Here is an 18,677-nt window from a genome sequence, read left to right as displayed (position 1 = left end):
GGCAGCGCGCTCCGCCGAGCACACCGCCGGGAAAGGCGGCGCGGTCAGCGACGTTCCCGGGCGCAACGCCGCACCCGGGTGGATGCCAGCGATCGCGCCCGCGGGTCCCGCCGCCGGATCAGCCGGCATATCCCGGGGGCGTCACGCGGTATAAGGACCCGCTTCGGTTTTGAGTGAGGTCGATTCGCGTGCGGTCCGGTTCAAGGCTCTCCGAGCGCTGGTTCACGCTGGCGCTCTGGCTCGTCGCGCTGGTCTTCGCGTGGTTCCTGATCGGGCTCGGCTCGCTGGTCGTCGGCGATCTGCCGCAGGTTGAGCACCGCTACACTCTCGACCAGTTCCTCGACACCGACCAGGGCACGGCGTCGGCCGAGGCCCTCAAGCAGATCCGCCGGGAGCAGGACGACAACCGCCGGACGGTCGAGCAGGACCAGCTCGCCCTCGAGGCTGCGCAGGCCGCCTCCGAGGGCGCGCGCGAGACCTTCGCCAACTGGCTGAAGACCCGCGACGCCACGCAGCGGGTCGACCAGGATCCCGGGCTCATCGCGCGCACGCAGCAGCTCGACGCGCTGAAGGCCGCCGAGCGCACCATCGAGGAGCGGCTCGCGGCCCTGGCGCGGACGGGGCTCGACCTGTCGGAGCGCGAGGCGGCGCAGCTGCGCGTGGACACCGATCTGCGGGCCGCCGCGCAGACACGCCTCGACGCGGCCGAGCGCGGCCAGGAGCTGCGCGTCTTCGGCTATCGCCTCGCCCTGACGCTGCCGCTGCTGGCCCTCGCCGGATGGCTCCTGCTCAAGCGCCGCCGCACCCGCAACTGGCCCTTCGTGTGGGGTTTCGCCTTCGCGGCGGCCTTCGCGTTCTTCGTCGAGCTCGTGCCCTACATGCCGAGCTACGGCGGCTACGTGCAGTACGGCGTCGGCGTGATCGTCACCCTGGTCGCGGGCCGGGCGGCGATCAACGCGCTGCACGCCTACCGCGCCCGGCAGGCCGTGGTGGAGGCGCGCCCGGACGCCGAGCGGCGGACCGAGATCGCCACCGACCAGGCCCTGGCGCGCCTCGCCAAGAAGGCGTGCCCGGGCTGCGAGCGGCCGATCGCCCTCGACGACGCGAGCACGAATTTCTGCCCCCATTGCGGGCTCGGCATCTTCGCGCACTGCCCGTCCTGCGCGCAGCGCAAGAGCACCTTCGAGCGCTTCTGCCGGGCCTGCGGCACCCGGAGCCCGGATCTCGCGAGCGAGGCGCCCTGACGCCGCCCGGGCACCCGGGCACGCCTCAGGCGTTGTCGCCCCGGATCGCCGCGATGACCGCGTCGGTGACCTGACGGGTCGTCGCCGTGCCACCGAGGTCCGGCGTGTGCAGGTTCGGATCCGCGGTGACCCGCTCGACCGCGCGCATCAGCCGGTCGGCCGCCGGCTTCTCGCCGAGGTGCTCCAGCATCTGGCACGCCGTCCAGAAGGTCGCGACCGGGTTGGCGATGCCCTTGCCGGCGATGTCGAAGGCCGAGCCGTGGATCGGCTCGAACATCGACGGGTAGGTCCGCTCCGGGTTGATGTTGGCGGTCGGCGCGATGCCGAGCGACCCGGCGAGCGCCGCCGCGAGGTCCGACAGGATGTCCGCGTGCAGGTTCGTCGCCACGATCGTGTCGAGGGTCTCGGGCTTCGTCACCATGCGCATCGTCATGGCGTCGACCAGCATCTTGTCCCAGGTCACGTCCGGGAAGTCCTTCGCGACCGCGGCGGCGATCTCGTCCCACATCACCATGGCGTGGCGCTGGGCGTTGGACTTGGTGACCACGGTGAGCAGCTTGCGCGGACGGGAGCGGGCGAGCTCGAACGCGTAGCGGATGATCCGGTCGACCCCCGAGCGGGTCATCATCGAGACGTCGGTGGCGACCTCGTTGGGATGGCCCTGGTGGACCCGTCCGCCGACGCCGGCATACTCGCCCTCCGAGTTCTCCCGCACGATCACCCAGTCGAGCTCCGGACCCGAGACGTTGCGCAGCGGACTGGTGATGCCCGGCAGGATCCGAGTCGGGCGGACGTTGGCGTACTGGTCGAAGGGCTGGCAGATCGCGAGCCGCAGGCCCCAGAGGGTGATGTGGTCGGGCACGTCCGGCGCCCCAACCGCGCCGAAGAAGATCGCGTCGTGGTTCCGGATCTGGTCACGGCCGTCGGCCGGCATCATCGCGCCGTGCCTCTTGTAGTAGTCCGATCCCCAATCGAAATGGTCGAACTGGAAAGCGAAGGAGCCGGTCTTCTCGGCCAGCGCGTCGAGCACCTCGATGCCGGCGGCGATGACCTCGACGCCGATGCCGTCCGCGGGGATGGCCGCGATGGTGTAGGTCTTCGTCATGGGTGTCTTCCCGTGTGTCTTCGGGGGCGAGACGAGAAAGCGAGCGCGTGACGGTGGGCGCGCGCTCGGCGTCCGGATCGGGACGTGTAACGTTTTGTGACACCGTGCAGTTTCGCGTTGCCGTGCCGCCGGCCGCCCCTATGCTCGCCCCATGCACGAGGGCACCACCATCGCCATCGTCGAGGACGATCCCGACATCCGCGCCCTGCTCGCCGGCTACCTGGAGGGCGAGGGGTTCCGCGCCGTCGCCCTCGACGGCGGCGCGGCCCTCGACCGCCTGATCGCGGCGGGCCCCGCGCCCGACCTCGTCGTCCTCGACTGGATGCTGCCCGGCGAGGACGGCCTCTCCATCTGCCGCCGCCTCCGCGACGCCGGTGGCCCGCCCGTCGTGATGCTGACCGCCAAGGACGAGGACATCGACCGAGTCCTCGGCCTGGAGATGGGCGCCGACGACTACGTCTCGAAGCCGTTCAACCCGCGGGTCCTGCTGGCCCGGATCCGCGCGGTCCTGCGACGGGCCCACGTCGCCGGCGGCCAGCCCGCCGCGGCCGCCTCCGAGCGTCTCAGTGTTGCCGACCTCGTCGTCGATCTCGCGGCCCGCACGGTGATCACCGGCGATCCCGCCGCCGAGATCCCGCTGACCAGCGCCGAGTACGACCTGCTCCACTGCTTCGTCACCCGGCCACAGCGGGTGCTCTCGCGCGACCAGCTCCTGGACTGGACCCGGGGCCGGACCGCCGACGCCTTCGACCGCACCATCGACGTCCAGGTCAGCCGCCTGCGGCACAAGCTCGACGCCTCGGGCAGTCAGGCCGCGTCCCTGCTCAGGACCGTGCGCAATGCCGGCTACATCCTGGCCGCCCCGGTCCGCTCCGGAACACCGTGATGGGCCGCGTCGGGCTCCTCGGGCGCATCATGCTGCTCCTGCTCGGCGCCCTCTCCCTGCTCGTCCTCGCCACCGTGGCCCTGGATCACTGGCAGCGCCGGGAGGAGCGGCTGCCCGCGGGCTCGCGCTTCCCGCGGGTCGACCAGGCCGCCGGCATCATGACGCTGCTGCGCGACGCGGATCCCGCCCAGAGGCCGGCCATCCTGAAGGCGGTCAGCGGCGAGGTGCTGCGGGCCGAGATCGTCGACGCGCCGCCCGACACCGTCGACCTGATCCGCGAGCCCCGCCTGGAAACCCGGATCCGGCGGATGACGGCCGAGCCGGCCGACCGCGTCCAGGCCTACACCGACGCCGCCCTGCTGCGCCGCGGCGTCGATCCGGCCAACATCGCGCAGGCCGAGCGCGCCGGGCCGATCGGACGCCTCGCGCTGGCGACCTACCGGCTGCCCGACGGCCGGTACGCCGTGATCAGCGCGGCCGAGCATCATCGCTCGCTCATGCCGTGGCTGTTCGGCCAGCCGCTGAGCCTCTGGGTCGCGGTGCTCGGCGCCGCGGCGGCCGGTCTCGTCCTGGTCGGCACGCGCCACGAACTCGCGCCGCTGCGCCGCCTGACCGACGCGGTCTCCCGGTTCGACGGCCGCGCCCCGGAGCGGGTGAGCGCGCCCCGAGGGGCGCCCGAGATCCGGCGTCTCGCCCAGGCGGTGCAGGGCATGCAGGAGCGGATCGCCGGCCTCATGGCCGAGCGCTCGCTGCTGATCGGCGCCATCTCGCACGACCTCAAGACCTACCTGACGCGGCTGCGCCTCCGCGCCGAGGTGGTGGCGGAGCCGCTGCTCCGGGACAAGCTCGTGGCGGATCTCGACGCCATGACCGAGCTGATCGAGGCGTCCCTGGGGTTCGCCCGCGGCACCGCCGTCGAGGCGACCCGGGCGCCGGTGGATCTCGCCGATCTCGTCGCCGTCGAGGTGGCCGAGCACGCCGCCCAGGGCGCCACGATCAGCCTGACCGGCGAGGAGGTGCGGGACGCCACCGTGGCCGGCGACGCGGTCGCCCTGCGCCGGGTCGTGGCCAACCTGATCGGGAACGCCGTCAAGTTCGGACGCTCCTCGGTGGGGGTGGCGGTCAGCCGGGCCGGGACGGTGTGCCGGATCGTCGTCGAGGATGACGGGCCGGGCATTCCCGAGGCGGAGCGGACGGCGGTGTTCAGCCCGTACTACCGGGTCGAGCGCTCGCGCAGCCGGCAGACCGGCGGGACAGGCCTGGGCCTCGCCATCAGCCGGCAGATCGCCGAGGCCCACGGCGGCACGGTGGTGGCCGAGGCGGGCGCGGGCGGCGGCGCGCGGCTCGTCGTGACCCTGCCGAGCCTGTCCTGACGGCGGGCCGCAACGGGCCCGCAACCGGCCGTTACACATCGTTACAGGACGGCGCTCCCCGGTCACATCCTGGCAGCGCGCGCGGACGAACCTTCGCTCACACGCCGCGGCGGATCCTCCGTCCCGGCGGCGGCAGCCGGCCCCGGGCCGCGCTGACCGATCGAGCAGAAGGAGATCACCGATGCTGAAGGTTCTCGCTCCCGCCGCCCTCCTCGTGAGCCTCGCGGTGCCCGCCTCGGCGCTGCCGCTGGTGCAGGACGCCGTCTCCGACGGCGCCGACGGCGCCCGGATCATCCAGGTCTACGGCGGCTGCGGCCCCTACGGCCATCGCGGCCCGTACGGCGGCTGCCGCACCGGAGGCCAGTGGGGCGGCTACATCCGCGGCCGCTCGTGCCCGGCGGGCTTCCACATCGGCCCCTACGGCCGCCGCTGCTGGCCGAACTGAGCCGCCGGGACGCTCGATCGCGTCCCCCGTTCCGCGTCCGGCCCCGCGGCCGGACTCCCGTGGAGACACTCCCGGAGTTGAGTCATGATCCGCACTCTCGTCCTGCCCGTGGCGCTCGCCGCGGGGGTCCTGTTGGCCGGCTCGAGCGCCGAGGCGCGCGACGGCTGCGGGCCCGGCTTCCACCGCAACGTCTACGGCTGGTGCCGGCCGAATCTGGGCTACAGGCCGTTCGTCTACGTCCCGGTCTATCCGCGCGTCGGCTACCGGTGGCACTACGGCTACCGCTGGCACCGACGCTTCGCGTGGGGCGGCGGCTATCGCTGGGGCGGCTTCCGCCATGCCGGCTGGCATGGGGGATGGCGCGGCGGCTGGCATCGGGGCTGGCACGGGGGCTGGCACGGTGGCTGGCACCACGGCGGCTGGCACCATCGCTGGTGACCCCGTGCCGGATCCGGCCGCGCCCGTCCCCTACGGCAGGACGAGCCCCGACGCCGCGTAGGTCAGGGCCGCGACCAGGGCCGCGGCCGGCATCGTGATCACCCAGGCGATCACGATGCCCTGCGCGACGTTCCAGCGGACCGCCGAGACCCGGCGGGCGGCGCCGACGCCGACGATGGCGCCCGTGATCGTGTGGGTGGTCGAGACCGGGATGCCGAAGGCCGTCGCGGCGGACAGCGTCGCGGCGCCGCCGGTCTCGGCGCAGAACCCCTGCATGGGCGACAGCCGCGTGATCTTCGACCCCATCGTGTGGACGATGCGCCAGCCGCCCATCAGGGTGCCGAGGGCCATGGCGGTCTGGCAGGACAGCACCACCCAGAGGGGCACGTGGAAAGCCCCGCTCTCGCCGTGGGCGTAGAGCAGGGCCGCGATGATGCCCATGGTCTTCTGGGCGTCGTTGCCGCCGTGGCCGAGCGAGTAGAGCGAGGCCGAGACGAACTGGAGGCCCCGGAACAGGCGGTCCACCGCGTGCGGCGTCGAGCGGACGAAGATCCACGAGACCGCCAGCATCAGCAGCAGCCCGAGGGCGAAGCCCAGGGCCGGCGAGAGGACGATGGCGGCGCTGGTGGCGATGACGCCGGGCCAGACGATCACGCCGACCCCTGCCTTTGCGATGCCGGCGCCGAGCAGGCCCCCGATCAGGGCGTGGGAGCTGGAGGACGGGATGCCGGCGTACCACGTGACCAGGTTCCACGTGATGGCGCCGCCGAGCGCGCCCATGATGACCCGGTCGTCCACCGTCGCAACGTCGATGATGCCCGAGCCGACCGTGCCGGCGACGTGCAGGCCGAAGACCAGGAAGGCCACGAAGTTGAAGAACGCCGCCCAGAACACGGCGTAGCGGGGCGCCAGCACCCGCGTCGACACGATCGTGGCGATGGAGTTCGCGGCGTCGTGCAGCCCGTTCAGGAAGTCGAAGACCAGGGCGAGGACGATGAGGACGACGAGGAGCGTCACGCGGCGACCTGCGGCTCAGACATGTTCGACGACGATGCTGCTGATCTGGTTCGCCACGTCCTCGAACCGGTCCATGACCTTCTCCAGGTGGCCGTACAGCTCGGACCCGACGAGGAAGGCCATGGGGTCCCGCCCCGAGGCCTTGAACAGGGCCTTCAGCCCGTCATTGTGCAGGTCGTCGGCCCGCCCCTCCAGCTCGATGACGCGCTCGGTCAGGCTGTTCAGCGCGGCGGCGTTCTCGCCGAGGGCCCGCAGCTTCGGCAGCGCCTCGGCGGTGACCTGCGCGGCCTCCTGGATGACCGCGCCCATCTCGCGCATCGCCGGCTCGAAGGTGGTCACCTCGAAGAGCTGGACCGCCTTGGCGGTCTTGAGCATCTGGTCGATGGCGTCGTCGAGGGAGCCGACCAGGGCCTGGATGTCGCCGCGGTCGAACGGCGTGATGAAGGTCCGGCGGACCGCCAGCAGCGCCTCGCGGGTGATCCCGTCGGCCGCGTCCTCGTGGGCCGCGATCGCCGCGTAGGCCGCCGGGACGGCCTGAGTCCCGTCGAGAAGTCCTCGCAGGGCAGCCGCGCCGTCCTCGAGCGTCCGCGCGTGACGCTCGAAGAGATCGAAGAACCGGTCCTCCCGCGGCATCAGGGCGCGAAACCAAGCCAGCATGGCGTGTCCGGATCGAGAGGTCGGCGCGGCGGCCGGGTGCGGCGGCACCCGGCAAGCACAACGGGCGAGAGCGCCGACCCGATCCGGGAGCCGGCAAACAATCTGCCGGCGGGGCGGCGCCGGCCGGCGCCGCTCAGCGGACCGGGCTGGCGGCGGCGTGGAGCCAGCCGAAATCCACCGGGTAGCCGAGCCCGTGCAGCATCTTGACCCGCTTCCAGGAGGCCGACCGCGCCGCGGCCGCGTCCTGCCCGGCGTCGATCTCGGCGCTCTCCATTTCCTGGAGCTCGCGGGTCAGCGACTCGCGCAGGCCTGCGGCCTTCATGTTGCCGAGCGCGGCGGTGAAGGCCTGCTCGGCGATCCGAACCTGATCACAAATCTGACGCACGCTCATCAGTACCGATCCCTCCAGCCCGGCGTGAACACTGCATTTCCGCAGTGAACAGGTAGCTATCACGCGCGCCGGCGGCGGGAGATGTACGTCTTTGGTGCAGCGCTAGTCACCGCATGGGGAGCAGGCCGGGGCGCCGCATCGTCCGCGGCGGACGCGCCCAGCGCCGCTTGCGTCCGAAAGTGCGGCGCGGATCGGCGAGGCGCGCGTCCATCTCCATCTTGCGACCCAACCGCGGCTGGACGCTGGCGCCGATCGCCACCAGCGCGGCCGAACCGATCAGCGCGACGAGTACCGCACCCCAGAACACGCTCTCGAACATCAGGCACTCCCGGTCTGGAGCCCCGCCGCCGACCGTTCCGGACTGCGGACGATTGCTGATGAAGCTAGACCATTCCCGCGAATGTAATCAACGCCCTGTATCGCCCGGTATTCAACTGTCGACAACTGATTGCGCCCACCCGCGACGCCCGCGCGCGTGGCGGGCGTCCCGTCCTTGCGCGGGATCAATGCGCGCGCCGCCCCGGTCTCCCACGATCCCCGCGCCCAACCGGAGCCCGGACCATGCACCTCTATCGCGTCACCTTCTACAAGACCGTCGCGGACGATACCGGCCACGAGCACCGGGTGCGGCAGCGCGCGATCCTGGTCCGGGCGCCGTCGGAGGTGTCGGCCGTCTGGCAGGCCAAGGCGCTGCTCTGCGCGGGGGCCCGGGTGGTCGACTGGCGCCTGCGCGCCGACAGCTGCGAGGTCGCCGCCCTGCCGGCCGCCGCGTAGGTCGACCGGACCTGCGGGCACCGGGACCGGCCCGGATCCGCACCGGCCATCGACCTCTCACCCGAGCCCGTCCCTCTCGCTTCCGGGACGTGCGGGTGGATCCGAGACGACGGGGTGAGGCCTCCGCGCTCGGCCTGGTGACCGGGACCGCGCCCCGGCCGCAACGTCAGCGGGTGCGGCACCGCACGCCGCGGGACCGGGCCCGTCCCGCTGCGGCCCCATTCCGCTGCGACACGGCCCCGGTCGGCGAGGCGATCGCCAGCGCCCGCTCCCTCTGCCTCGCGGTGGCGGCGACGATCCCGACGCCGGCCCCCCGCTCCCCGCCGAGCCCGCCTCGGCGGGCCGGGCCGATCGGGGCGGATTTTACCAAGCGTTCATCCTCCGGGTGTCCGATCCGGAGGGTCACAGGCGGGAAAGCGGAAGCGATGCCGAGCGAGACGAACCGAGCGATTCAGGATGCCCCGGCGCAGGAGCCGATCCTGGAACTGTGGCGCATCCTCGCCCTCGCGCTGATCGTCGCGGCCGGCATGCTGTTCGTCCATCTGGTCGTGCCCGCCGAGGCCGACGCGGCCCCGGTCGCCACGGCGCAGATCGCGGGCGCCCAGATCCTGCGGTGACGGGCACGGCCTGACAGGCGACCCCGACGCGGCGCCCGAGCCGTCCCCCGGCCGCCCCGCCTACTCGCCGCGCGCCGCGCCGAGCCCGGCCTGATCCAGCGCACTCGCGGCCGCCCTCAGCTCGCGCCGGGCTTCGGCGATCGCCGTCGCCTTCTCGTCGCCCTGCGCGTTCAGGGCCTCCAGAAAGGCGGTCCAGTCCGCGCGGGCACTGCTCGGGATCTGGCCGTCGAGCTTCTGGCGCAGCAGGGCGACGCGGCCCTCGGGCGTCGCGACCGTCGGGGCCGCGGCGTCGGCGTCGTACACGCCGACCGCGCAGGTCTGGTCCCCGGCCCGGGTGTAGTAGGTGGTCTTGGGCTCCTCGACGGTGCTGCCCGGCTTGGGGAACAGGTAGCGGATCACCGAGATCTGGCCGGGCCTGGCCGTGTCCAGCATCGTGCGGATGAAGTGGTGGCCGGTCCGGTCGTGCAGGTCGCGGACGTCGTGCCCCTTCAGGATCGGGTTCGGGTGGGCGGTCATGACGCCGTCCGCATCGATACAGAACACGTAGGTGTCGGCGGTGCGGAACCCGCGCGTGCCGTCGGTGAAGTCCTGGAGCGCCCGGGTCCGGTCGGCTTTCAGGGCCCGATCGACGCGGCCGAGCATCCAGGAGGCGAAGCCATTCGGGCTCGGATCGTCGCAGGATACCGGAGCCTCACCGTCACCGCAGGCCCGGGCCGGCGCGACCGCTCCCAGTCCGAGCAGCGCGAGGATCGCCAGTCTCGAAGCCCTGGACGCCATCGGCCTCTCCCGCTTTCAACATGACGTGTCGAACCGGTGGAATGAGAGACCTGTCAGCCTGAACCGGTCATCACCCGAACAAGGGATGACAGGGCGAGAGACGCCGCACTGCCTCACTGCATCGGCAGCGGCACCGCCTCCACGGCGACGTCGCCGATGCCCCGGGCGGCGAGGGCCGCGCGCAGGGCGTCGGTCAGGCAGGTGCCGGCCGTGAAGGCGCCGAGCGCCGAGCCGTGCCGGTCCGCCTCGCGGGGGAGGGGGCCGATCAGCTGCACGACGCGCCGGGCGATGGCGGGCGCCGGGTCGATCCAGGTCACCGGCCAGGGCGCGAGCGCCTGGAGGCGCGGCAGCAGCAGCGGATAGTGGGTGCAGGCGAGGCAGACCACGTCGGTGCGCCGCCCGTCCGCCTCGGTGACGAAGCAGGGGGCGATCTCGGCGGCGAGGGTGGCGTCGTCCACCGGCGCGCCCGCGAGCTCGGTCTCCGCGAAGCCGGCAAGGTTCTGCGAGCCGACCAGCGTCACCGCGCAGGAGCCCGCGTAGGTCGCGATCAGGTCGTGGGTGTAGGAGCGCGCCACCGTGCCGGGCGTCGCCAGCAGGGTCACGAGCCGCGAGCGCGTCGCCTCGGCGGCGGGCTTGATCGGCGGGACCACCCCCACGAAGGGCGTCGTGAAGCGCTGGCGCAGAGCCGGGAGCACCAGCGTCGAGGCGGTGTTGCAGGCGATGACCACGAGGTCGGGCCGGTGGGTCGCGACCAGCCGCTCCATCACGGCGAGGACGCGGGCGACGAGGGTCGCCTCCGAGAGCCGGCCGTACGGGAAGGCGGCGTCGTCGCCGACATAGACGTAGCGGGCATCCGGGCGGGCGCGCCGCACCGCGTCGAGGACGGTCAGGCCGCCGAGGCCGGAATCGAACACCAGGATGGTCGGCTCTGCGGCGCAGCGCAGAGCGGCGGCGGACAGGCTGGCCCCGGCCATCAGATCGATCCGCATGAGAACCCCGGACTCCTCGAAGAGCGTCCCAAAATCTCGGCAGCGAGGGTTAAGGCGGTGTCACTGCGGCGAGAGAAAGACCCGTGATCCCCAACCCGTTCCGTTAACCGCCGTGCCGACGCGGCGAAGAGGCCCGGTGGGCCGAGCGGCGACCGCGCGTCGACCAGGCGCACGCGAAGCCGCCGCGTTCGCTCTTGCAGAGGTTGTCGGAACACGGCCGGAACATATCTTCTGCGCGCCGGCCGGGGTCGAGAAGACGGTTCTCGGTCAGGCCCGAAAAAAGGGATCATCGTCATGGCAGCGACAGCCGCACTGCGCCCGGACGAGAGACGCGAGCCCGCGGCACCGGCCTTCCCGCCGCCGCACGTCACGGCCAGGCCGATCGACCGGGCCGCCTGGATCGCCGCCTACCGGCAGGTCCGGAGCGAGACCGAGCGCCGCGCCGCGCCGCTCTCGCCGGAAGATCAGCAGGTCCAGTCGATGGCCGATGCCAGCCCGACCAAGTGGCACCGGGCGCACGTCACGTGGTTCTTCGAGCAGTTCCTGCTGCGGGAGCACCTGCCGGGCTACGCGATCTACGACGCGCGGCTGCACTATCTGTTCAACTCGTACTACGTGGCGGCCGGTCCCCGTCAGCCGCGCATCCAGCGCGGCATGATCACCCGCCCGACCATGGCGGAGGTCGCGGCCTACCGCGCCCATATCGATCGGGCGGTCGAGGCCCTGCTGGGCCAGGCCTCCGAGCGCGCGCTCGAGGCGGTGCTGCCGATCCTGGAGATCGGCCTCTACCACGAGCAGCAGCACCAGGAGCTCCTCCTCACCGACATCCTGCACGCCTTCGCGCAGAACCCGCTGAACCCGGCCTACGACCCGGACTGGCGCTTCCCGAAGGCGGCGGCGCAGGCCGGCCAGGTCACCCTCGACCGCGCGATCGCGTGGATCGGGCATGCGGGCGAGGGGTTCTCGTTCGACAACGAGTCGCCCCGGCACGAGACGCTCATCCCGGCCGGCCGCCTCGACCGGGCGCTGGTGACGAACCGCCAGTGGCTCGCCTTCATGGAGGATGGCGGCTACGCCAAGCCGGAGCTGTGGCTCTCGGATGGCTGGTATGCCGGGCCGGCGGAGGGCTGGGAGGCCCCCGGCTACTGGCGCCGGGACGGGGAGGGGTGGGCGACCATGACGCTGGGCGGCGAGCGCCCGGTGGATCTCGACGCCCCCGTCACCCACGTCAGCTACTACGAGGCCGACGCCTACGCCCGCTGGGCCGGCCGCTTCCTGCCGACCGAGTTCGAGTGGGAGGTCGCGGCCCGCGACGGCAGTCTGCCGGACGCCTTCGGCCTCGTCTGGCAATGGACCCGCAGCGCCTACGTCCCCTACCCGGGGTACCGGCCGCTCCCGGGGGCGCTCGGCGAGTACAACGGCAAGTTCATGGCCAACCAGTTCGTGCTGCGGGGCTCGTCGGTGGCGACCCCCGAGGGCCATGCCCGGCTGCCGTACCGCAACTTCTTCTATCCGCACCAGCGCTGGCAGTTCACCGGCCTGCGCCTCGCCGACGCCGCCTGACGCGCCCCGGAGCCGCCCTTGACCATCAAGCCCACCTTCGCCGACGCGACGCCGGTCACGCTGGACGCGCCGCCGCTGAGCTTCCTCGACGACGTCCGCGCAGGCCTGTCCAAGCCCCAGAAGGCCCTGTCGCCGAAATACTTCTACGACGAGGCCGGGTCCGCGCTGTTCGAGGCGATCACGCGGCTCCCGGAATACTACCCGACCCGGACCGAGATCGGCATCCTCGACGCCTGCGGGCCCGAGATCGCCGCGCTGCTGCCGGCCCACGCGGCGCTGGTGGAGTTCGGCAGCGGCTCGACCGTGAAGCTGCGCCGTCTCCTGCGCCACCTCGACACCCTCGCGGCCTACGTGCCGGTGGACGTCTCCGGCGAGTTCCTGCGCGGGCAGGCGGAGGTCCTGCGGGGCGACTTCCCGGACCTGCGGGTCGAGCCGGTGGTGGCCGACTTCACCCGCGACTTCGACCTGCCGGACAGCCTGAACGGCCTGCCGCGCGCCGGGTTCTTCCCGGGCTCGACCATCGGCAACTTCGACCCGCACGAGGCCGAGGCGCTGCTGCGCCGGTTCGGGCGGATCCTGGGGCCGGGCGCCCACATGATCGTCGGCGTCGACCTCGTGAAGGACGCGGCGGTGCTGGAGACCGCCTACGACGACGCGCAGGGCGTGACGGCGGCCTTCAACCTCAACCTCCTGACCCGGATCAACCGGGAGCTCGCCGGCCGCTTCGAGCCGGGCGCGTTCAGCCACCGGGCGGTGTTCAACACCGACGCCTCGCGGATCGAGATGCATCTCGTCGCCCGCGACGCCCAGGCGGTGCGGGTCGGCGCCGACACCTTCGCGTTCGCGGCGGGCGAGACGATCCATACCGAGAGCAGCTACAAGTACACGCCGGCCACGTTCCGCGCGCTGACCGAGCGGGCGGGCTGGACGTGGCTGACGGTCTGGACCGACCCGGACCAGCTGTTCTCGGTCCATGCGCTCCGGCTGGACTGAGCGGGGCCGGGCGGGGCACGCGGATCCATGCGCTTCGGCCCACGCTGGTTCCTGCTGGTGGCGCCGTGCCTCGGCGCCCTGGCGGGGCTCCTCTACGGGGTGATCTTCGGGATCGCCCCGCTGACCGGGACGGCGATCCGCGGCGCGATCATCGGCACGCCGATCCTGCTCTACGAGCGCCAGCTGCTGGCGCCGCGCCTGCGCGACCGCATCCGCGGCCTCGCGACGCCGCTGTTCCTGCTCGCCACCGTGGCGCTCTACATCGCGCTGATCGTGGTCGGGAACGCGGTCGCCAGCACGGTGCTGAACCAGCTGTTCCGCTTCATGTACAGCGAGCGGAACGCGATGCTGATGTCGCAGTCCGGCCTGCTCTACGCGCTCGGCATCTCGGCCCTGGTGGTGTTCGTGTTCCGGGTCCGCGACCTGATCGGCCCCGGCGTCTTCGCCAACCTGCTGATCGGGCGCTACCACCGGCCGATCAGCGAGGAGCGGATCTTCCTCTTCCTCGACGTGACCGGGTCGACGCGCTTCGCCGACCGCCACGGCGACCGGGCGGCGCAGGCCTATCTCGGGCAGGTGTTCAACGCCCTGGCGCTGCCGGTGGCGCGCGCCCGCGGCTCCATCGACGACTACGTCGGCGACCTCGCGCTGGTGACCTGGACGATGGAGCGGGGCCTGCGCGACGCCGCCTGCCTGCGCTGCGTCTTCGCGTTCCAGGAGCGGCTCGCCACCGAGGCGGAGAGCTGGCGGGATCGCTTCGGGCAGGTGCCGCAGTTCCGCGCCGCGCTGCATTGCGGCCCGGTCGTGACCGCCGAGATCGGGCTGGAGCGGCACAAGATCGCGTATTTCGGCGACGTCGTGAACACGACGGCCCGGCTCGAGGCCCTGTCGAAGACCTTGGGGGTCGACGTCCTCGTCTCGGCCGACCTCCTCGCCCGGCTCGGCCCTTTGCCGGACGACCTCGTGGCGGAGGATCTCGGGGCCCACGCCCTGCGCGGCCGCGCCGAGCCCCTGGCGGTGGCGGCGATCCGGCGCCGGGCCGCCGTCGCGGCACCCGCGCGGCCGCTGCCGAGCCGCGCCGCGACCGCCTGAGCGGGCCGCCGAGACGGATGGCCAACACGGATAGCCAAGACGGATAGCCGAGACGGGCAGCTCAGGCGCCGAGCGCCTTCAGCACCGCCCGGGCCGCGCGCTCGCCGTCGAGGGTCGCCCCGCCCACCGTCATGGCGCCGCCGCCCGCCAGCGCCTCCCCGGCGAAGAACACGCGCCCGCCGACCGGCGCGCGCAGGCGGTCGCGGGCCTCCGCGTGGCCGGGGGCGGCGATCGAGTAGGAGCCCCGGGCGTGCGGGTCCGTCCACCAGCCGGCGAGGCGCCCGGCCTGGACGGCGCTGCGGGCGCCGCCGCCGAGGACCGCGACCAGGCGCTCGGTGGCGAGCGCCACCGCCTCCGCCTCACCGGCCCGGCACAGGTCGCGCGCGAGGTCGCCGCCGAGATTGGCCACCGCCAGGGACCGGCCGAAGGGCTGCATCTCGAAGTAGATCGTCGGGCCGCCCGTCGCCACCGAGACCGCGTCGCCGAGGTCGGCACCGTCGAGGCGCGCGGGGTCGAGGCGCAGGCCGATCTTGGTGTAGGCGCCCATCGACAGGCCGTCGAGCGCCGTCCGGGCGGCGTCCGGCAGGTCCGGCGCGAACGCCACGGCTCCGGCCTTCAGCACGCCGACCGGCACCGTGACGATGGCGGCGGCGGCCGCGATCGTGCCCCGCGCCGTCTCGACCCGGACCCCGCGGCCCGACCAGTCGATCGCCCGCACGGGGCAGCCGAGGCTGACCGGCAGGTCGGCGAAGTGCCGCGCCACGAGGTCGCCGTAGCCGTCGATCCAGAGGTCGGAGCCGGACCAGAGCCGGTCGTAGTCCACGGCCGAGACCCGCTCGGGATCCTCGCCGAGGGAGAGCCGGCTCAGGCCGGCCGCCGCCAGGGCGGCGTCGGGGCCGCCGGCCCGGGCCGCCTCCGCCAGGGACGGGTCGCCGCCCTTCGGGGCGAGCAGCGCGTCGAGGCCGGAGAAGCCGGCGCGCCGCTGCGCCGCCTCGGCGACGGTGGCGGGACGGCCGTCGACGACGAGCCGGCGCGCCCAGCCGTCCTCGCGGGCGACGTGCGCCCCGGCCGCCCGGGCGATGGGCGCCCAGGGATTGCGCTCGGCCCAGTGGATGTACTCGGCGCCGGCGTCGAACCGGCACGCGGCGCCGAGCGCCCGTTCGGTGAAGGCGCGGCCGCCGATCCGGTCCCGGGCCTCGACGAGGGTGAAACTCTGCCCGGCCGCCCGCAGGAGGGCGGCGGCCGCGAGCCCCGCGGCCCCGGCGCCGACGACGACCACGGATCCGCCGCCGGCGCGGGCCCGGAGGGCCGGCATCGCCAGGAGGGGGGCGGCGAGCAGCGATCGACGGGTCGGTGTCATGGGCGCGCCCGCTCGGAACCGTCTCCGGAGGCGTCGCCTCCCGCGTCCGGACAGGGGCGGCGCGCTAGCCGCGCGCGCCCTGGGGACCCGAACGCTTCTCCATCATGGCCTTGACCTGCATCAGCTGGTCCCAGACCTGGCCCGGCGAGGTGCCGAAGAAGTCGAAGCCGGCGGCGATGCCCCAGTAGATGCCGAAGCAGATGAACGGCACGAGCACCCAGGCCAGCACCTCCTCGCCGCGGCGGCGCCGCTGGCGACGCCGGCGGCGCTCCTCGCGCCGGGTGAGCTTCTTGGGGGGCGCCGGCTGCGCGACGGGGGACAGGGGTCCCTCGTGCAGGTTGTCAGTCATCGGGCGCCTCCTCGCCGCGGCGCATGCGCGTCGCGGCGGTCATAGACCGGCGGCCCCCGAGTCCGGAAGGCCGCCGGCCGGCCTGCACACCATTAGGCGCGCACGAGTGGCACCTTCGGCACGGTCCGGACGCCGCCGCCCGAACCGCCGCCGCCGCCCTTGTTGTCCTTCGGCGTCTTCTTCCGGGCCGCGGTGCGGGGCTTGGCGCGCTTGTGGCGCTTGGCGGCGTTGGTCACGTCCTTCTCGGGCTTGGGCGTCACGGGACCCGCCGGGAAGTCGAAGCCCAGGCTGTCCTTGGCGCCGGCCTTGGCCTCGCCGTCCTCCGGCTTGCGGACGACCACGCGGACCGCGCCGCCGTCCTTGAGCTTGCCGAACAGGACCTCGTCGGCGAGCGGCGTCTTGATGGTCGACTGGATCAGCCGGGCCATCGGGCGCGCGCCCATCGCGTCGTCGTAGCCGTGCTCCACCAGCCAGTCCCGGGCCTCGTCGGAGAGCTCGATCGTGACGTTGCGGTCGGCGAGCTGCGCCTCGAGCTGGAGGACGAACTTGTCCACCACCTTCGCCACCACGTCCTTCGGCAGGTGGCCGAACGAGATGATCGCGTCGAGCCGGTTGCGGAATTCCGGCGCGAACAGCCGGTTGATCGCCTCGACGTCGTCGCCGGAGCGCTTCGACTGGGTGAAGCCGTAGGCCGCCTTGGCCAGGTCCGAGGCGCCCGCGTTCGACGTCATGATGATGATGACGTTGCGGAAATCGACCTGCTTGCCGTTGTGGTCGGTCAGCTTCCCGTGATCCATCACCTGCAGCAGGATGTTGAACAGGTCCGGATGCGCCTTCTCGATCTCGTCGAGGAGGAGCACGCAGTGCGGGTGCTGGTCGATCCCGTCGGTGAGCAGGCCGCCCTGGTCGAAGCCCACGTAGCCGGGGGGCGCGCCGATCAGGCGGCTCACCGTGTGGCGCTCCATGTACTCCGACATGTCGAAGCGCAGCATCTCGACGCCGAGCGAGGCGGCGAGCTGCTTGGCGGCCTCGGTCTTGCCGACGCCGGTCGGGCCCGCGAACAGGTACGAGCCGATCGGCTTGTCCGGGTCGCGCAGGCCGGCCCGGGCCAGCTTGATCGCCGAGGTCAGGGCCTCGATGGCGTTCGGCTGTCCGTAGACCACGCGCTTCAGGTTCTCGGTCAGGTGCTGGAGCACCACCGCGTCGTCCTTGGAGACGGTCTTCGGCGGGATCCGGGCCATCGTGGCGATGGTCGCCTCGATCTCCTTGATGCCGATGGTGCGCTTGCGGCGCGCCTCCGGCACCAGCATCTGCGAGGCGCCCGTCTCGTCGATCACGTCGATCGCCTTGTCGGGCAGCTTGCGGTCGTTGATGTAGCGGGCCGACAGCTCCACCGCGGCCTTCACGGCCTCGGTCGTGTACTTGAGCTTGTGGAACTCCTCGAAGTACGGCCGCAGGCCCTTCACGATCTCGATCGTGTCGGGGATCGACGGCTCGTTGACGTCGATCTTCTGGAAGCGCCGCACCAGGGCGCGGTCCTTCTCGAAGTACTGGCGGTACTCCTTGTAGGTGGTCGAGCCGATGCAGCGCAGCGTGCCGGAGGCGAGCGCCGGCTTGAGCAGGTTCGACGCGTCCATGGCCCCGCCCGAGGTCGCGCCGGCGCCGATCACCGTGTGGATCTCGTCGATGAACATGATCGCGTTCGGGTGCGCCTCGATCTCCTTCATGACCTGCTTGAGGCGCTCCTCGAAGTCGCCCCGGTAGCGGGTGCCGGCGAGCAGCGTGCCCATGTCGAGGGAGAAGACGGTCGCGTCGGCGAGCACCTCCGGCACCTCGTGCTGGATGATCTTGCGCGCCAGACCTTCGGCGATCGCGGTCTTGCCGACGCCGGGATCGCCGACCAGCAGCGGGTTGTTCTTCTGCCGGCGGCAGAGGACCTGGATCGTCCGCTGGACCTCGCTCTCGCGGCCGATCAGCGGGTCGATCTTGCCGTCGCGGGCCTTCTTGTTGAGGTTGACGCAGTAGGCGTCGAGCGCGTCGCCCTTCTTCTTGGCGCCGCGGGGATCGCCCTCGTCGCTCGGACGCTCGGACGCGCCCTCCTCGTCGGCGCCGCGCACGGGCTTCGCCTCGGAGGCGCCGGGCCGCTTGGCGATGCCGTGGCTGATGTAGTTGACCGCGTCGTAGCGGGTCATGTCCTGCTCCTGCAGGAAGTAGGCGGCGTGGCTCTCGCGCTCGGCGAAGATCGCCACCAGCACGTTGGCGCCGGTCACCTCCTCGCGGCCCGACGACTGGACGTGGATCACGGCGCGCTGGATCACGCGCTGGAACCCGGCCGTGGGCTTGGCGTCCTGCCGGCCATCGCCGGTGAGGTTGGAGAGCTCGGTGTCGACGTAGTCGACCAAGCTGCGCTTGAGCGTGTCGATCTCGACGTTGCAGGCGCGCATGACCGCGGCCGCATCTTGGTCATCCACCAGGGCGAGCAGGAGATGCTCCAGCGTCGCGTATTCGTGCCGGCGCTCCCCGGCGAGCGCCAGGGCGCGGTGGAGGGCTTGTTCTAGGCTGCGTGAGAAGCTTGGCAAAGCTGGCCTCTGTCCTTCGTGCCTACCG

General features: G+C 72.6%; 20 protein-coding genes. 10 read left to right on the top strand and 10 right to left on the bottom strand.

Annotation, left to right across the window (positions count from 1 at the left end):
* The first annotated feature begins 188 nt into the window (after positions 1-188).
* Positions 189-1,244: a zinc ribbon domain-containing protein gene (locus BM314_RS03505; protein WP_056525360.1), complete on the top strand. Its 1,056-nt coding sequence runs from the start codon at positions 189-191 to the stop codon at positions 1,242-1,244.
* A 25-nt stretch (positions 1,245-1,269) separates the two neighbouring features.
* Here the strand turns inward: BM314_RS03505 and BM314_RS03500 are convergent, their stop codons facing one another.
* Positions 1,270-2,349, bottom strand: coding sequence for a tartrate dehydrogenase (locus BM314_RS03500; protein ID WP_056525363.1), 1,080 nt, complete (start codon positions 2,347-2,349; stop codon positions 1,270-1,272).
* Between the two features lie 151 nt (positions 2,350-2,500).
* Between BM314_RS03500 and BM314_RS03495 the strand changes: the two genes are divergently transcribed.
* From BM314_RS03495 to BM314_RS03480, 4 genes are all read left to right on the top strand, one after another.
* Complete coding sequence (locus BM314_RS03495; RefSeq protein WP_091976936.1) at positions 2,501-3,235, top strand: response regulator; 735 nt, start codon at positions 2,501-2,503, stop codon at positions 3,233-3,235.
* Positions 3,235-4,608: a sensor histidine kinase gene (locus BM314_RS03490; RefSeq protein WP_091976935.1), complete on the top strand. Its 1,374-nt coding sequence runs from the start codon at positions 3,235-3,237 to the stop codon at positions 4,606-4,608. Before BM314_RS03495 ends, BM314_RS03490 begins: the two co-directional genes overlap by 1 nt.
* Before the next feature lie 181 nt (positions 4,609-4,789).
* Entirely contained in the window at positions 4,790-5,053 is a 264-nt protein-coding gene (locus tag BM314_RS03485; protein WP_042673859.1) for a GCG_CRPN prefix-to-repeats domain-containing protein, read from the top strand.
* A gap of 84 nt (positions 5,054-5,137) precedes the next feature.
* Entirely contained in the window at positions 5,138-5,491 is a 354-nt protein-coding gene (locus tag BM314_RS03480) for a GCG_CRPN prefix-to-repeats domain-containing protein (RefSeq protein ID WP_091976933.1), read from the top strand.
* A gap of 30 nt (positions 5,492-5,521) precedes the next feature.
* On the opposite strand, the gene BM314_RS03475 is transcribed toward BM314_RS03480, so the two are convergent.
* From BM314_RS03475 to BM314_RS03460, 4 genes are all read right to left on the bottom strand, one after another.
* Positions 5,522-6,508, bottom strand: a complete 987-nt coding sequence (locus tag BM314_RS03475) for an inorganic phosphate transporter (protein WP_091976931.1) — start codon at positions 6,506-6,508, stop codon at positions 5,522-5,524.
* Positions 6,509-6,523: 15 nt separating this feature from the next.
* Positions 6,524-7,165 (bottom strand): DUF47 domain-containing protein, encoded by a 642-nt coding sequence (locus BM314_RS03470; RefSeq protein ID WP_042673855.1) that lies wholly within the window; start codon positions 7,163-7,165, stop codon positions 6,524-6,526.
* Positions 7,166-7,298: 133 nt separating this feature from the next.
* Positions 7,299-7,556: a hypothetical protein gene (locus BM314_RS03465; protein WP_042673854.1), complete on the bottom strand. Its 258-nt coding sequence runs from the start codon at positions 7,554-7,556 to the stop codon at positions 7,299-7,301.
* A gap of 106 nt (positions 7,557-7,662) precedes the next feature.
* Positions 7,663-7,875 (bottom strand): hypothetical protein, encoded by a 213-nt coding sequence (locus BM314_RS03460; protein WP_020095828.1) that lies wholly within the window; start codon positions 7,873-7,875, stop codon positions 7,663-7,665.
* Between the two features lie 242 nt (positions 7,876-8,117).
* Here BM314_RS03460 and BM314_RS03455 point away from each other — a divergent pair, with 242 nt between their 5' ends.
* Both BM314_RS03455 and BM314_RS03450 read left to right on the top strand, forming a co-directional pair.
* On the top strand, positions 8,118-8,330 hold the full coding sequence (locus tag BM314_RS03455; protein ID WP_091976929.1) for a hypothetical protein: 213 nt from the start codon (positions 8,118-8,120) through the stop codon (positions 8,328-8,330).
* A gap of 425 nt (positions 8,331-8,755) precedes the next feature.
* Positions 8,756-8,947 carry a hypothetical protein gene (locus BM314_RS03450; protein ID WP_020095826.1) on the top strand — a complete coding sequence of 64 codons (192 nt, stop codon included), beginning with the start codon at positions 8,756-8,758 and terminating at the stop codon, positions 8,945-8,947.
* Between the two features lie 60 nt (positions 8,948-9,007).
* Here the strand turns inward: BM314_RS03450 and BM314_RS03445 are convergent, their stop codons facing one another.
* Entirely contained in the window at positions 9,008-9,724 is a 717-nt protein-coding gene (locus BM314_RS03445) for a cache domain-containing protein (protein WP_091976928.1), read from the bottom strand.
* 113 nt (positions 9,725-9,837) lie between these two features.
* Positions 9,838-10,713, bottom strand: a complete 876-nt coding sequence (gene murI / locus BM314_RS03440) for a glutamate racemase (RefSeq protein WP_091976926.1) — start codon at positions 10,711-10,713, stop codon at positions 9,838-9,840.
* Between the two features lie 294 nt (positions 10,714-11,007).
* Here murI and egtB point away from each other — a divergent pair, with 294 nt between their 5' ends.
* From egtB to BM314_RS03425, 3 genes are read left to right on the top strand one after another with little or no spacing between them, the layout of a single operon-like run.
* Positions 11,008-12,276, top strand: coding sequence for an ergothioneine biosynthesis protein EgtB (gene egtB, locus BM314_RS03435; RefSeq protein ID WP_091976924.1), 1,269 nt, complete (start codon positions 11,008-11,010; stop codon positions 12,274-12,276).
* 18 nt (positions 12,277-12,294) lie between these two features.
* Positions 12,295-13,269, top strand: coding sequence for an L-histidine N(alpha)-methyltransferase (egtD, locus tag BM314_RS03430; RefSeq protein ID WP_091679825.1), 975 nt, complete (start codon positions 12,295-12,297; stop codon positions 13,267-13,269).
* A gap of 27 nt (positions 13,270-13,296) precedes the next feature.
* Positions 13,297-14,361, top strand: coding sequence for an adenylate/guanylate cyclase domain-containing protein (locus tag BM314_RS03425; protein WP_091976922.1), 1,065 nt, complete (start codon positions 13,297-13,299; stop codon positions 14,359-14,361).
* A gap of 61 nt (positions 14,362-14,422) precedes the next feature.
* On the opposite strand, the gene BM314_RS03420 is transcribed toward BM314_RS03425, so the two are convergent.
* The 3 genes from BM314_RS03420 to clpA all read right to left on the bottom strand — a co-directional run bounded on the left by BM314_RS03420 (position 14,423) and on the right by clpA (position 18,649).
* Positions 14,423-15,721 (bottom strand): flavin monoamine oxidase family protein, encoded by a 1,299-nt coding sequence (locus tag BM314_RS03420; protein WP_091976921.1) that lies wholly within the window; start codon positions 15,719-15,721, stop codon positions 14,423-14,425.
* Positions 15,722-15,785: 64 nt separating this feature from the next.
* Positions 15,786-16,070, bottom strand: a complete 285-nt coding sequence (locus BM314_RS03415) for a hypothetical protein (RefSeq protein WP_020095819.1) — start codon at positions 16,068-16,070, stop codon at positions 15,786-15,788.
* 92 nt (positions 16,071-16,162) lie between these two features.
* Entirely contained in the window at positions 16,163-18,649 is a 2,487-nt protein-coding gene (gene clpA, locus BM314_RS03410; RefSeq protein ID WP_091976920.1) for an ATP-dependent Clp protease ATP-binding subunit ClpA, read from the bottom strand.
* Positions 18,650-18,677 lie beyond the last annotated feature (28 nt).

The organism is Methylobacterium sp. 13MFTsu3.1M2 (genome assembly GCF_900112625.1).
GTDB lineage: Bacteria > Pseudomonadota > Alphaproteobacteria > Rhizobiales > Beijerinckiaceae > Methylobacterium.
The sequence above is the reverse complement of the archived record's forward strand: the minus strand, read 5'-3'. Positions and strand labels throughout refer to the sequence as shown.